The sequence below is a fragment of the Bacillus cereus group sp. MYBK5-2 genome (assembly GCF_051915685.1).
GTDB lineage: Bacteria > Bacillota > Bacilli > Bacillales > Bacillaceae_G > Bacillus_A > Bacillus_A cereus.
Map to the genome: position 1 here is coordinate 998,167 of NZ_JBQAFE010000001.1, position 14,565 is coordinate 1,012,731.

Genomic DNA, 14,565 nt, shown 5'->3' on the forward strand with positions numbered 1-14,565 from the left:
AGAGATAAGGATGATATATAATGGTGCAAAAGGTAAAGGAGAGAGTGAAAATTGAAGATATCTTAATGGCTCATAATTGCATGAAAGATATCGTTATTAAAACACCGTTACAACGTGATACAGTTTTATCTGAGAAATATGATTGTGACGTTTATGTAAAACGAGAAGACTTACAATTAATTCGCTCTTTCAAAATTCGTGGTGCATACAATTTGATTCAAAGTTTACCGAAAGAAAAGTTACAAAACGGTGTTGTTTGTGCAAGTGCTGGTAATCATGCGCAAGGAGTTGCTTATACATGTAATTTATTGAAGATTCCGTCGAAAATATTTATGCCCACAACAACACCGAAACAAAAAGTATCACAAGTACAATTTTTCGGTGGTGATTTCGCAGAGATTGTATTAGTTGGTGATACATTCGATAGCTCTTTCCAAGAAGCACAGTGTTATTGTGAAGAAAATAGAATGACATTTGTTCATCCGTTTGATGATCCGTATGTCGTTGCTGGTCAAGGGACAGTGGCAGTTGAAATTATGCATGATATGGAGAAACCGGTTGATTATATCTTTACAGCAATCGGTGGTGGTGGATTAGCATCAGGTGTTGGTACATATGTAAAAGGTGTTAGTCCTACTACAAAGGTTATTGGTGTAGAACCGATGGGAGCTGCATCTATGAAAGAGGCTTTTCTTCAAAATGATAATGTCGCATTAGAGAAAATAGATAGTTTTGTTGATGGGGCAGCGGTTAAAAAGGTAGGAAAGTTAACTTTTGAAACTTGTAAAGATGTAATTGATGACATTGTTTTAGTACCAGAGGGAAAAGTTTGTACGACGATTTTAGAACTGTATAAGAAAAATGCGATTGTAGCTGAACCGGCTGGTGCACTCTCTATTGCAGCACTTGATTTATACAAGGATGAAATAAAAGGTAAAACAGTTGTATGTACGCTAAGTGGTGGAAATAATGATATTGATAGAATGCAAGAAATGAAAGAGCGTTCGCTCATTTATGAAGGACTGAAACATTACTTTATCATTGAATTTCCGCAACGTTCAGGTGCGCTAAGAGAATTTCTAGATAAAGGATTAGGACCAGAAGATGACATTACGCGCTTTGAGTATATTAAGAAACATAATAAAGAAAATGGTCCAGCATTAGTCGGAGTAGAATTAAAACATAAAGGAGATTATGAGCAATTAATTACTCGCTTTAAAGAAAATAATATTCAATTTATGGAGCTTAATAAAAACCCTGTTTTGTTTGATTTGCTTATTTAATAGAAGGGAAGAGTTAGCATCTAAATAAAAAAGATAGATACAAGCGAGGAAATATAGTGCTTGTTCTATCTTTTTTATAGTTAAACTAGAACATAAAAGTAGAACTGCTATAGACATTTTATAAATATTCTCTAACAAACTTACATTTTCTAATAAGTCTTTCAGCATGTTTATCACCTATTCTGTAAAGTATATTACAGAGAAATAGATCTTGAACTGTCTAGTTTCGTTTGTTTTTTATTTTCCCTGTATCATCAATTTCTACATCAGTTGAAATTGTTTGTAAATATTGAAGAGCTTTTTTCTTTTCTTCCTCATTTACAGGGGAAACTTGGTTGTTGCGAATGATATAAGGATTGAATGACATTTGGACATCCTTTTCTTTAAAAGTTAAAGTTAATACGCCAGTTTCAGCGCTTTTCCCATTCACATAACTCGGGAATAAAAAGTTACCTAATGAGTAAGCGATAGGAACTTTATTATAATACTCAAACCCTTGTAACCAATGTGGATGGCTTCCGACAATTGCGTTAGCTCCTGCTTCAACCATTTTAGGTACATATTGCTTTTGGTATTCTACCGGACGATTTGATTTTTCAACGCCCCAATGCATATAGACGATTAAATAGTCTGCATCTTGTTTTTGTTCTTTAATTGTTTTTGTTACAAGATTTAAATCATAGCCATTCGCAACGCCAGGTTTATTCTCACCAGCTACCCAATTAGAATCAGGCATAAATCGAACGAAGGAAAGAAATTTAAATTTTTTCCCTTTTACGGTCATTTCTCGTGCTGTATATGCATCTTTCGCATTTTTTCCGGCTCCAATGTAAGGGAACTTTAATTTTTCTACGTGAGAAATCGTATCTAATAATCCGTCTTGCCCATAATCAAGTGTGTGGTTATTCCCAATATTTACGATGTCATATCCAGTGTTTTTAATAGCTTGTAGTGTAGATGGATCACTTTTAATCCAAAACAGTTGCCCAGGTGCTTTCTTTTCTTTCGTTGTAAATGCCGACTCTAAATTCACAAAAGAAATATCAGCTTTTTTTATTTCTTCTTTTACATGTTGGAATGGGTAATCAGCCCCATTCTTTTCGATTATAGGACGTAATTGCCAATCAAACATTGTATCACCAGAGAAGGTGAGTGTGATTTCTTGGTCTTCTATTTTCTTTTCGCTTTTTGAAGCGGTTTTACTAGATTTGTTTTGCAAATCGGGTTTGTCTTTTGCTTTTGAAATAAAAGAGTAATTGATTAATAAAACAATCGGTGTAATGAAAAAGGCTATTAACAAAAATCGTTTTAGTAAAGTTTTCATATATACCTTCCCTTTTAATATTATCCCGCAATTAAATTAACACTGAATCTATTAAAGGTAATTAAAGTTACAAAAAATAGCGGGTTATGTAGTGGAAAACATTTGTTAATATTCTCAATATTAAGTTAACATATAGATAACCTGTAAATCAATGTATAAACCAAAATATAGAAATAAAGAATTCGAAGGGTGAAGAATGAGAAATGGTTATATTAGGAGCAGTTGTAAATGGGATTTGTATTATATTTGGTACTTTACTTGGTAAATTATTTAGTAGGATTCCAGAAAGTATGAAAGGGACGATAATGCACGCAATCGGTTTAGCGGTTACTGTGCTTGGGCTTCAAATGGCATTAAAAAGTGAAAACTTTCTTGTTGTCATACTGAGTTTAGTGATTGGTACGGTAATTGGAGAATGGTTACAATTAGAAGAAAAGTTAAAACATTTAGGGGATTGGCTAGAAAATAAAGTTGGATCGAAAGGGAAAGGTAGCATATCAGAAGGTTTTGTAACAGCTACTTTAATTTTTGCAATTGGCGCGATGGGGATACTTGGTGCACTTGACAGTGGGATTCGCGGAAATCATGATATTTTATTTACAAAGGCGATTATCGATGGATTTATTTCTATTATATTAACGACAACTCTAGGAATTGGCGTAGTATTTTCGGCGATTCCAGTTGTTTTATATGAAGGTGGTATTGCAGTTTTTGCAACACAAATTAATAGTTTTGTCTCGAAAGAATTAATGAACCAATTTATAGTGGAGATGACGGCTACGGGCGGCATTATGATATCTGCTATTGGATTGAACTTGCTTAGTATCATTAAAATCAAGGTGGCAAATTTACTTCCAGGTATATTGGTAGTGGGTGTAATTGTTTCAATTATTTATGGTTACGGTTTGGTAGTAAATTAGTAGAGGATGGAAACACATATGGAGGAATTTCAATTTACAAAACGTGTGCATAAAATATTGGAGATTGCAGCAAAAGAGAGTGAGTATAACATAATTCACCCAGTCCATCTGTTTATAGGTATGTGTAAAGAAGGTACAGGAGTTTGCGCTGAGTTATTTATGTATTTGTTTCACAAAGTCGGTCCAGATTTTTTAGAAAAACTTTCGTTACGAAAACAATTCGATTTACATAATCAAGAGTATAAAAAAATAGGGCAATATAAACTATCTTATAAGGCGATAGAAATTTTACAAATAGCGAAGAAACGTATGGAACGCTTTCAGCAAGTAGTAGTAAATGAAGGACATGTTATGTATGCATTATTTCGTGTAGATACAAATATTGGTGGATTTATACATACACAAATGCAAAAAGATATATTACGTATTACAGCTGCACCGAGAGACTTAGCGGTTGATTTAAATCGTTTTAAAGCTATTTATAATACATTATTTTGTCATGTAAGAAGAGTTAGTCCTTCTGATTTTGATAAGTTATCACGATTTGTAGTGGATGAATTTGGTGAACGGTGGTTACAGTCGATTGATTATGGATTTCGGACATATAACGAAAAGTTACCTATCTATATTGCACAGCAGGAGGAAGTAATAGTTGGTTTCGCCTGTTACGATGTAGTGAGAGGAAAGAAAGGCTTGTTTGGTCCAATGGGCATAGCGAAACAAAATCGTGTGAAAGGTGTAGGAAAAGAATTATTGCATCATTGTTTATATAATATGAAGCAAGATGGATATGAATATGCGATTATTGGACAAGCAGGTCCCATTGAGTTTTACGAGAGAAATTGTAATGCTCGTTTAATACCGATAGATAATAAGTAACCAACTTCATATAGAGGAGTTGGTTTTATTATGAAAATGATGTAGAGATGTAGTGGTTTTTACTAGAAAATAGCGGGTTTTGTAGTAAATCTTGCATATAAAGCAAATTACTAAACTTTTTACAAGAAAGGGTGTAGAATGGGTATCTAAAGAAAGAAGGTGTGAAAATGGCCAGCTGGAAACGGAATTTAATGATTTGTTGGCTAGGTTGTTTTACCACTGCAGCCGGTATGAGTTTAGTAATTCCTTTCTTATCTTTTTATATTGAGGAATTAGGAGTAACTGGCACTTCAAGCATTGCACAGTGGTCGGGACTTGCATTTGGTGTAACATTTTTAATGGGTGCGATCGTATCGCCAATATGGGGAAAGCTTGGTGATATACATGGACGGAAATTGATGCTTATTCGTGCTAGCCTCGGTATGGCGATTATTATGACGCTTATGGGGTTTGTAACGGATGTGTATCAACTAGTCGCACTAAGATTTTTAATGGGAGCAGTATCTGGTTTCCTTTCAACAGCGATGACATTTATTGCAGCAGAAACTCCGAAAGAACATTCAGGTTGGGCGATTTCCACAATTTCAACTGGTGGTGTGAGCGGTTCGTTACTTGGCCCGTTACTTGGAGGTTATTTGTCTGAGTTAATTGGAATGCGTCATGTCTTTCTTGTTACAGGAGCTTTTTTATTCCTTTCCTTTCTCATCGTTTTTTTCTTCTTGCATGAAGAAAATCACTCTGCTCAAGCAAAAAAAACACAGCCGAAAAAAGTATGGACGATGGTCCCAGCGAAGCATTTAATTATTAGCTTATTTGTAACAACATTTATTATTCAACTTGCTAATATGTCAGTTCAACCAATTGTTACATTGTACGTGAAAAATTTAGTAGGTCCTCATACTGCACATATTGAAACAATTGCGGGTGCAGTTATGTCAGCGACAGGATTAGCAGTTATTTTGGCAGCACCAAGACTAGGAAGATTATCAGATCATATCGGTCCTCAAAAAACGTTAGTTGTAGCGTTGTTTGCAGCTGGAATTATTTTTATCCCGCAAGCATTTGTAACCTCAGCTTGGCAACTATTAATTCTTCGATTTTTATTAGGTATCGCACAAGCAGGATTATTGCCTTCCGTACAAACTCTACTAAAACAACATACACCAACCCATGTTACGGGACGAATATTTGGATATAATCAGTCGTTTCAGTTTTTAGGAAATATGATTGGGCCAGTGCTCGGGGGACAAATTGCAGCGCATGCAGGCTTCCAATATGTTTTCCTCTCTACATCATCACTATTATTTATTGCGTGTATTTGGGTTTATTTTCATAATAAGAACGAAGAAGTATCAGAGAAACAACGTTTGGAAGTTAGTTAACTAAGTGAATGAAAAAGAAAAAGGATGAAGCAACATGTGCTTCATCCTTTTCTTTAAAATCGAAGACAAAGATAACTTAATGTACCAAGCTCGTAACTACGGTGAATGACTTCACCGCTATTTTCACTACTTCCCATAGCGATAAATAAAGGAACAAAATGTTCTGCTCTTGGTACTGCTAATTGTGCATGAGGAGCATTTTTCTCCCAATTAAACAATGCATCTTTATCGTTATTCTGCATATGTTTAATAATCCAATCATCAAATTCAATTGCCCATTTTTCAGGTGTAGTTTGATTCCATTTCAGTGCTCGTAAATTATGAACGGTAACGCCACTCCCGATTACTAAAATATCTTCTTGTCCGAGTCCTTTAAGTGCTTCTCCAATTTCAAATTGTTCTTTTGCAGAAAGGAATGGATTGACTGATATTTGCACGACAGGAATATTTGCTTCTAGATACATGCGGTGCAGGAGTGTCCATGAACCATGATCTAAACCTCTCGTCATATTATGATGGACTGAAATACCTTTGTTCTTAAATTTTGTTTCTAAAATAGATGCAATATGAGAAGAGCCTTTCGCACGATATTTGATTTCGTATAACTCAGGGGGAAAACCTCCAAAATCATAAATTGTTTCATACTCGTTATCTGATGAGGAAATCGTTAATACTTCACTTTCCCAGTGAGCAGTGAAAATAACAATTGCTTTCGGTTTATATGTTTCTCCAAGTATTTTTAAAAATCGTGTATAGTCTGTATCTTGAATAGCGAGCATAGGCGAACCATGTGCTAAAAATAATGATGGCATCATAATAGTAGAAACCTCCTAAAAATTATACAATTACTTTATGTAAGTAACTATATAATTTTATTTTGAATTCGTCAAGAGATTAGTTTAAAAGCAGGTCTGAAAAATACATCATTTGTCATAATGAAAGCAATTACATATAATATAAAATAAGAAAAGTGAATGGATATTCATTTTCTTAAAGCTATACATAATAGAGTTGGGGGCTGACGAAATGAATGTACAGGAAAGTTTCGTTACGGCATTGGATGGATCGGAAATTTATTTGCGTAAATGGTTACCAGAAGGAGATCCGAGAGGAATTATTCAAATTGCACATGGCATGACAGAGCATGCAGGGGTGTATACAGAATTTGTAGATGCTTTATTGGAAGCAGGGTATGGTGTTTATGCGCATGATCATAAAGGACATGGGAAAACAGTAAAAAAAGAAGAAGATTATGGTCATTTTGAACCAAATATAGGGTGGAATCAAGTTGTATCGGATGTTATCTTTGTTTCAGAAAGGATAAAAGAAGAGCAGTCAAGTCCTTTGTTTTTACTTGGACATAGTATGGGTTCTTTTTTATCAAGACGTGCTGTACAACTTAGGGGTGAACTATACGATGGATTTCTGATTTCAGGAACAGGTGGAAATCCAGGGCTTTTAGGAGCTATTGGTCATAAAGTAGCAACAATCGAAATGAAATTGCGCGGGGCAAAAACGAAAAGTCCAATGTTAAACTTTTTATCTTTTGGAAACTTCAATTCGAACTTTAAGCCAAATCGTACAAAATTTGATTGGTTATCTTCAGATAATAATCAAGTTGATAAATATATTGCGGATCCGTTATGTGGTTTCATTTGTACGACGAGTTTTTACCGAGAATTATTTTCTGGAGTATTAGAAGTAAATAAACTAGAAGAATACAAGAAGACGCCAAAGAATCTTCCAATACATATATTCTCTGGTGATCGTGATCCTGTTGGCGATATGGGGAAAGGTGTAAAAGAAGTATATGAAAACTATAAAAAATGTGGTGTGAAAGACGTGACACTACGTTTATATGAAAATGGTAGACATGAAATGTTTCATGAAGTAAATAAGGATGAAGTATTTAAAGATTTAATTTCGTGGTTAGATGCGCATAATAAATGAGAAAGATAATCCCAAACTGTTTGTAATTTGGGATTATTTATTATACAGAAATAGGGGCAATAAATTCTTAAATTCACTTTACTTAATAAAAAATAAATCTTATTCTATAGTCGTTCAAAAAATAAAGAAATATTGTATGAGAGGAAACCTCACTTTTCTGAAGTGAGGTTTTTTGTAGTAACGAAGTAATAGTGAATAAAACTAATTTTAAAAGTAACCTAAAATCAAACTTTTTATAAAGCAACAGATGCTCGTTCATAATAGTAGTATAATAGTGAATGAGGTGTTAATAGAATGGAAGATAGAACATTAGGTTTATTACTAGATGTTGTTGGGGAATTATTTTCAGATGAAATTTCAATTGCTGTTTCGAATACGAAAGAATATATTTACTATCGGCCAAGTAAACGAATTGATTTAAAGATTAGTGTCGGGGATCCTATAAAGGAAGGAACGATTGCTCATAAAGCGATGGTGATGAATCAAAAAACATCTGAGTTTATGAATCGGGATGTTTTTGGTATTCCTTATCATGGAATGGCTGTACCATTTTCAAACAATGGAAAGCTTGAAGGGTGCGTAACGGCAATTTATCCAGCTTTAACGGATGGAAAGTCAGTCGTTACTTTAAAAACAACAGACGGCTGGATTCCGGTTCCTTTTTCAAAGGTTATGTATTTAGAGGCTAAAGATAAAAAGACGTACGTGAATTCAGAAGAGTTATCAGGAACACATAAATACTCTCTGCAAGAATTCGAATACTTGCTTCCGAAAGATTCATTTATTAGATGTCACCGTTCGTTTATTGTAAATGTTAATCATATTAAAGCGATTTATCCTGATACCCATTCTACTTTTGTACTTTCGATGGATAATGGTGAGAGAGTACCAGTTAGTCAATCATACGCTAGTTATTTCCGTAAGCTTCTAGGATTCTAAATTTTTCTGCTTTAGAACCTAGATTTGCTGTTCTGTCTGAATTTTCGGCATTGTATACTAAAATCCCTATTTTGATAGTGTTAATGTGTAAAATAATTATGAATATTCAATGAGAGAGGGATTACATATGGAGAATAATTTAGATAGAATCAGAGATCAACGTCTAAAAGATCGGGTAGTTACACCTGAAGAAGCAGCCTCCTGGATTCAAAGTGGAATGACTTTAGGCTTAAGTGGGTTTACACGTGCAGGTGATGTAAAAGCAGTCCCATTTGCGCTTGTAAACCGAGTTAAGAATGATGAATCTTTTAAAGTAAATGTTTATACTGGGGCTTCTTTAGGCTCGGATGTAGACAAATTATTTGCTGAGGCAGGAATTTTAGGGAAAAGATTACCTTTCCAAGCTGACGCGACTATGCGAAAAGGAATTAATAACGGAGACTTTTTATTTGTGGATCAACACTTGTCTCATACAGCAGAGTTACTCCGCGCTGACGTTCTGGATATAGATTTCGCTATTTTGGAAGCGGTTGCGATTACAGAGGACGGAATGATTATTCCAACCACTTCAATTGGAAATTCCTTAGCGTTTTCCTTAAATGCTAAGTCTATTATTATTGAAATGAATATGGCTCAATCCGCGCAATTAGAGGGGCTACATGATCTATATGAACCAGGTAAACAAGGGGAGAGGCTTCCAATTCCGCTTGTGAAAACAGATGACCGAATTGGAACAATCGGTATTCCAATTGATCCTGAAAAAGTAAAGGGAATTGTGTTTACGAATCAATTGGATTCGCCATCGACAATTGTTCCTCCGGATGAAGAAACTGTTATTATGGCACAGCATTTAATAGAATTCCTTCGAGAAGAAGTTAAAGTAGGCCGATTAACAAATCGTTTAGCGCCGTTACAATCAGGAATTGGTTCAGTGGCTAACGCCGTATTGCATGGAATGTTAGATTCAGAATTTGAAGATTTAGAAGTATATTCCGAGGTTTTACAAGATGCAGTTTTTGATCTTATGGATGCTGGAAAAGTCAATTTTGCTTCTTGTTGTTCTATCACGCTTTCTGAAGAGAAAATGCAACAAGTATTTTCTAACTTTGAAAAATATCGTGACAAATTAATGATGCGTCCGCAAGAGATTTCCAATCATCCTGAAATCATTCGTCGCCTTGGATTAATCTCAATTAATACTGCATTAGAATTAGATATATACGGAAATGTTAACTCTACTCACGTTTTAGGTACAAAAATGATGAATGGTATTGGTGGGTCTGGTGATTTTGCAAGAAATGCACGCTTAGCTATCTTTGTTACTAAATCGATTGCGAAAGGTGGTAACATTTCAAGTATTGTTCCTTTCGTTTCTCATGTAGACCATACTGAACATGATGTAGATGTTATCGTCACTGAAGAGGGGTATGCCGACTTAAGGGGACTTGCGCCAAGAGAAAGAGTGGAACTTATTATTGAGAATTGCGCACATCCAATGTATCGTGATCAACTACGTGCTTATTACGAAGAAGCAAAAACAAGAGGTGGACAAACTCCTCATATTTTAGAAAAAGCTTTTTCTTGGCATACGAATTATGCTAAAAATGGAACAATGCTTGAAGCGGTAGTAGAAACTGTATAGGTTTGTATCGTACAAAATAGTAAAATGAATGAGTGAGTTTGAAGATTAAATTTTAGAAAAAGAGAACGCCAACTTTTAGGGATGGCGTTCTTTTTCTTTAAAAAAATTGTTGAAAATTGTACTGGTTATAATAAAGATTTATAAAAATAATCTCTAATTTATGAAAATAAAAGGTTTTTTGAAGTGCTTTCCGAATCAATTTAGTAGTTTACATATCGAAGGTGAGGAAAAAGAATCATGAAGATAAGAGAAGCGTTATTAAGTGAAGCAAATGAATTAAGTGAACTCGCACTACAATCAAAAGCAACGTGGGATTATAGTGAAGAATTCATACTTGCTTGTAAGGAAGATTTAACAATTACAGAAGAATACATAAAAAATAATTTTGTATATGTTTTAGAAAACGATAATGCGAAGATTGGTTTTTTCTCATTTTTACGTAATGATAAAGCTCTCGATTTCTTGTACATTCATCCTGATTACAAAGGAAAAGGTTACGGGAAAATACTTTGGGAGTATGTAATAGAAAAAGCCAATGAACTAGGATTAAAAAGTTTTACGATTGATAGTGATCCGAATGCAAAAGGATATTACTTGAAAATGGGAGCACAGTTAATAGGAGAGACACCATCAACTGTCTTTAAGGGTCGTGTACTGCCTCTTTTGAAATATGATGTGTAAAACTATTAATAGTAGGGGAAGATTAGAATGGATGATGTAAAGGAAAAAAGAATATATGAAGCACTAATAAAATCGTGGTCGATTGAAACAAGTTCAAAGTGGATAATTGAAAACCCAGCAAAGGGACAATGTGGTGTTACAGCTCTTGTCGTTCAAGACATATATGGAGGAGAAATTAAAAAGACAAAAGTAAGAGAGGTATGGCACTTTTATAACTTTATAGATGGGCAGAGATTTGATTTTACAGAGACTCAATTCAATGGGAAATTGAATTATATGGATGAAAAGTCAAATCGGGAAGAAGCATTTGCAGATACAAATGAAAAACAATATAGCATTTTGAAGGGAAAAATAACGAAAGAATTAAAATTATCTTTTGACTCTTAATCTTTAATAAGTTACTATAATGGTGGTAACTTATTAAAGGGAACTTCATAGAGTTGAAAGGGGAAATACTTTTGAAAACAACTTATGTAAACGCTACAATTGTAACGATGAATGAACAAAACGAAGTGATAGAAAATGGATATATCATTGTAGAAAATGATCAAATTATAGATGTAAAGAGCGGAGAATTCGCTAATGATTTTGAAGTAGATGAAGTAATTGACATGAAAGGAAAGTGGGTTTTACCAGGGCTTGTAAATACACATACACACGTTGTAATGAGTCTCCTAAGAGGTATTGGCGATGATATGTTATTACAGCCGTGGCTTGAGACGAGAATTTGGCCACTGGAAAGTCAATTTACTCCCCAAATTGCGGTCGCTAGTACGGAATTAGGATTACTTGAGATGGTGAAAAGTGGTACAACATCATTCTCTGACATGTTTAATCCAATTGGAGTAGATCAAGACGCAATTATGGAAACGGTATCAAGGAGCGGGATGCGAGCTGCTGTTTCAAGGACTTTATTTAGCTTCGGAACGAAAGACGATGAAAAGAAAGCGATTGAAGAAGCTGAGAAATATGTGAAGCGTTACTATAACGAAAGTGGCATGTTAACTACGATGGTTGCACCACATAGTCCATATACATGTAGTACAGAATTGTTAGAAGAGTGCGCACGGATTGCAGTAGAGAATCAAACAATGGTTCATATCCACCTTTCTGAAACAGAGCGTGAAGTACGTGATATTGAAGCACAGTACGGAAAACGTCCAGTAGAATATGCAGCGAGCTGCGGATTGTTTAAACGCCCAACAGTTATTGCACACGGTGTAGTATTAAATGATGATGAGCGTGCATTTTTAGCAGAACATGATGTTCGAGTAGCACATAACCCAAATAGTAATTTAAAACTAGGTTCTGGTATAGCGAATGTAAAAGCGATGCTAGAAGCAGGAATAAAAGTAGGAATTGCAACAGATAGTGTTGCATCTAACAATAATTTAGACATGTTTGAAGAAATGCGCATAGCGACTTTATTACAAAAAGGTATTCACCAAGATGCAACAGCATTACCAGTTGAAACAGCTCTTACACTTGCGACTAAAGGGGCTGCTGAAGTAATCGGGATGAAACAAACAGGGTCACTAGAAGCTGGTAAGTGTGCTGATTTTATTACGATTGACCCGTCTAATAAGCCGCATTTACAACCAGCGGATGAAGTGTTATCACACCTTGTATATGCTGCTAGTGGAAAAGATATAAGCGATGTAATTATTAACGGAAAACGTGTCGTTTGGAATGGCGAATGTAAAACGTTAGATGAAGAGCGTATTATATTTGAAGCAAGTCGTTATAAACGAGGTCTGCAAAGATAGATAATTATGTGGCAGTTGAAAAAGCTATCCTTTTAAAAGGATAGCTTTTTTCTTGAACGAATAAATATTCAAAAGAATGTCGCATCTTTCTGTTAGTATTTCTGCTATAATATATTACGCTTTATAATATTTTATATTTAAGGAGAACAACTCATGAAGCGAAAAAAGAGCCATTTAATGGTAATGGCACTTGTTACATCTTTATTATTAACAGCTTGTAATAATAAAGCGGATAAAAGTGACATAGAGGTTAAAAAACAAGTGTTAAATGTAACAGTATCAGAAGAAATTCCTTCTCTGGACACTGTGAAAACAACAGATGGTACATCAGCACACATTATGCAGAATATATTTGAAGGGTTATATGTATTAAACGATCAAGATCAGCCTACTCCAGCCATAGCAAAATCGTTTAAAAGAAGTGAAGATGGTAAGAAATATACATTTGACTTGCGTAAAGATGCAAAATGGTCAAATGGGGATAATGTAACAGCAAATGATTTTATATTTGCTTGGAAACGTGCAATTAACCCTGAAACAGCCTCTCAATATGCGTCCATGCTCTTTTATGTAAAAAATGCGAAAGAGATCAATAAGGGAACAATGCCTCTTGATGCACTTGGGGTTAAAGCGATAAATAATTATACGTTAGAAGTTGAACTCGAACAGCCAGTTCCGTATTTTTTACAGTTGTTAGCACTACCTATATACTTACCACAGCATGAATCATTTTTGAAAGAACAAGGAAACAATTATGCATTGGAACCTAGTAATCTCATATATAACGGTCCATTTGTATTAGAAAAATGGAAGCATGAACAAGAGTTTCAATTAAAGAAAAATACTACATATTGGGATCGAAAGAAAGTGAAATTAGATGAAATAAACTTTCATATCCTAAAGGATACAATGACAGCTGTAAATTTATATGAAGCCGGAGATTTGGATCGAGTACCTATTAATTCGCAAGTTGTAGACAAGTATAAAGGGAATAAGGAATTACATATGTCGAGTGATCCTGGAATTGCTATGCTTCGTTTTAATGAAAAAAATAACGCGTTAGCAAATAAAAAGGTGCGTCAATCTATTTCATTAGCGTTAAATAAAGATGATTTCGTTGCTCACTTTATTAATAACGGAGCAAAACCTGCAAGTGGACTTGTACCAGTTGGTCATGTAAATGAAGTGACTGGTAAAGATTTTAGAAAAGAAAATGGAGATATTTCCTCATATGATTTGCAAAATGCGAAAAAACTTTGGGAAGAAGCGAAAAAAGAGCTTGGGGTAGAACAAGTAAACCTAGGGTTCTTAACGTTCGAACAAGATAACGCAATACGTATGGCAGAATATATAAAAGGTGATTTAGAGAAGAATTTGCAAGGACTCGCGATACAAATTAAACAACAGCCATTTAAGCAAAAATTACAGTTAGAACAAATAGGTGATTACGATATAACTATGGCAAATTGGGGACCTGACTATAAAGACCCAATTAGTTATTTAGAGTTATTTACGACAGGGAATCCGAATAATAAAATGAATTATTCTAATGTTCGTTACGATGAATTAATAAAGAAAGCGAAAACGGATTTTGTACTAGATACGGAAAAACGATGGGAAGCGTTGCGAGAAGCCGAGCAGGTATTATTAGAAGATGCTGCGGTGGCGCCGCTTTATCATATTGGCTCAGCATATGTACAAAAGGATTATGTAAAAGGAATTGAAAAGCATCAATTTGGTGGTATTTATACTTATAAGAATGCTTATATTGCTAATGAATAAATACAAAAAACCTTACT

At 34.6% G+C, this 14,565-nt stretch carries 14 protein-coding genes; 11 read left to right on the top strand and 3 right to left on the bottom strand.

Annotated elements, in window-relative coordinates:
* Positions 1-20: 20 nt before the first annotated feature.
* A complete protein-coding gene (gene ilvA / locus ACTFP3_RS05410; RefSeq protein ID WP_440009545.1) occupies positions 21-1,283 on the top strand; it encodes a threonine ammonia-lyase IlvA in 1,263 nt (420 codons plus the stop codon).
* Here the strand turns inward: ilvA and ACTFP3_RS05415 are convergent.
* A complete protein-coding gene (locus tag ACTFP3_RS05415; RefSeq protein WP_016122285.1) occupies positions 1,203-1,451 on the bottom strand; it encodes a hypothetical protein in 249 nt (82 codons plus the stop codon). The genes ilvA and ACTFP3_RS05415 overlap by 81 nt on opposite strands.
* Positions 1,452-1,503: 52 nt before the next feature.
* Positions 1,504-2,607: a CapA family protein gene (locus ACTFP3_RS05420; protein WP_440009548.1), complete on the bottom strand. Its 1,104-nt coding sequence runs from the start codon at positions 2,605-2,607 to the stop codon at positions 1,504-1,506.
* A 203-nt stretch (positions 2,608-2,810) separates the two neighbouring features.
* Between ACTFP3_RS05420 and ACTFP3_RS05425 the strand changes: the two genes are divergently transcribed.
* The 3 genes from ACTFP3_RS05425 to ACTFP3_RS05435 all read left to right on the top strand — a co-directional run bounded on the left by ACTFP3_RS05425 (position 2,811) and on the right by ACTFP3_RS05435 (position 5,788).
* Positions 2,811-3,527, top strand: coding sequence for a DUF554 domain-containing protein (locus ACTFP3_RS05425; protein ID WP_440009550.1), 717 nt, complete (start codon positions 2,811-2,813; stop codon positions 3,525-3,527).
* 18 nt (positions 3,528-3,545) lie between these two features.
* Positions 3,546-4,406: a GNAT family N-acetyltransferase gene (locus ACTFP3_RS05430; RefSeq protein WP_103597463.1), complete on the top strand. Its 861-nt coding sequence runs from the start codon at positions 3,546-3,548 to the stop codon at positions 4,404-4,406.
* 167 nt (positions 4,407-4,573) lie between these two features.
* On the top strand, positions 4,574-5,788 hold the full coding sequence (locus ACTFP3_RS05435) for a multidrug efflux MFS transporter (RefSeq protein WP_000179302.1): 1,215 nt from the start codon (positions 4,574-4,576) through the stop codon (positions 5,786-5,788).
* Between the two features lie 53 nt (positions 5,789-5,841).
* Here the strand turns inward: ACTFP3_RS05435 and ACTFP3_RS05440 are convergent, their stop codons facing one another.
* Positions 5,842-6,603: a class III extradiol ring-cleavage dioxygenase gene (locus ACTFP3_RS05440; RefSeq protein WP_326035989.1), complete on the bottom strand. Its 762-nt coding sequence runs from the start codon at positions 6,601-6,603 to the stop codon at positions 5,842-5,844.
* Positions 6,604-6,814: 211 nt separating this feature from the next.
* Between ACTFP3_RS05440 and ACTFP3_RS05445 the strand changes: the two genes are divergently transcribed.
* The 7 genes from ACTFP3_RS05445 (at position 6,815) to ACTFP3_RS05475 (ending at position 14,548) form a co-directional block, all read left to right on the top strand.
* Positions 6,815-7,738 (top strand): alpha/beta hydrolase, encoded by a 924-nt coding sequence (locus tag ACTFP3_RS05445; protein ID WP_001102583.1) that lies wholly within the window; start codon positions 6,815-6,817, stop codon positions 7,736-7,738.
* Between the two features lie 294 nt (positions 7,739-8,032).
* The gene (locus ACTFP3_RS05450; RefSeq protein ID WP_000390211.1) at positions 8,033-8,677 is read left to right on the top strand and encodes a LytTR family DNA-binding domain-containing protein; all 645 of its coding nucleotides are present in this window, start codon (positions 8,033-8,035) and stop codon (positions 8,675-8,677) included.
* A 127-nt stretch (positions 8,678-8,804) separates the two neighbouring features.
* Positions 8,805-10,319, top strand: coding sequence for an acetyl-CoA hydrolase/transferase family protein (locus ACTFP3_RS05455; RefSeq protein ID WP_440009556.1), 1,515 nt, complete (start codon positions 8,805-8,807; stop codon positions 10,317-10,319).
* A 237-nt stretch (positions 10,320-10,556) separates the two neighbouring features.
* Positions 10,557-11,000, top strand: coding sequence for a GNAT family N-acetyltransferase (locus ACTFP3_RS05460; RefSeq protein WP_000701909.1), 444 nt, complete (start codon positions 10,557-10,559; stop codon positions 10,998-11,000).
* 27 nt (positions 11,001-11,027) lie between these two features.
* Positions 11,028-11,387, top strand: a complete 360-nt coding sequence (locus tag ACTFP3_RS05465; protein WP_000342902.1) for a YunG family protein — start codon at positions 11,028-11,030, stop codon at positions 11,385-11,387.
* A gap of 53 nt (positions 11,388-11,440) precedes the next feature.
* Positions 11,441-12,766, top strand: a complete 1,326-nt coding sequence (locus ACTFP3_RS05470; protein WP_002023818.1) for a bifunctional S-methyl-5'-thioadenosine deaminase/S-adenosylhomocysteine deaminase — start codon at positions 11,441-11,443, stop codon at positions 12,764-12,766.
* Between the two features lie 153 nt (positions 12,767-12,919).
* On the top strand, positions 12,920-14,548 hold the full coding sequence (locus ACTFP3_RS05475) for a peptide ABC transporter substrate-binding protein (protein ID WP_000823500.1): 1,629 nt from the start codon (positions 12,920-12,922) through the stop codon (positions 14,546-14,548).
* Positions 14,549-14,565 lie beyond the last annotated feature (17 nt).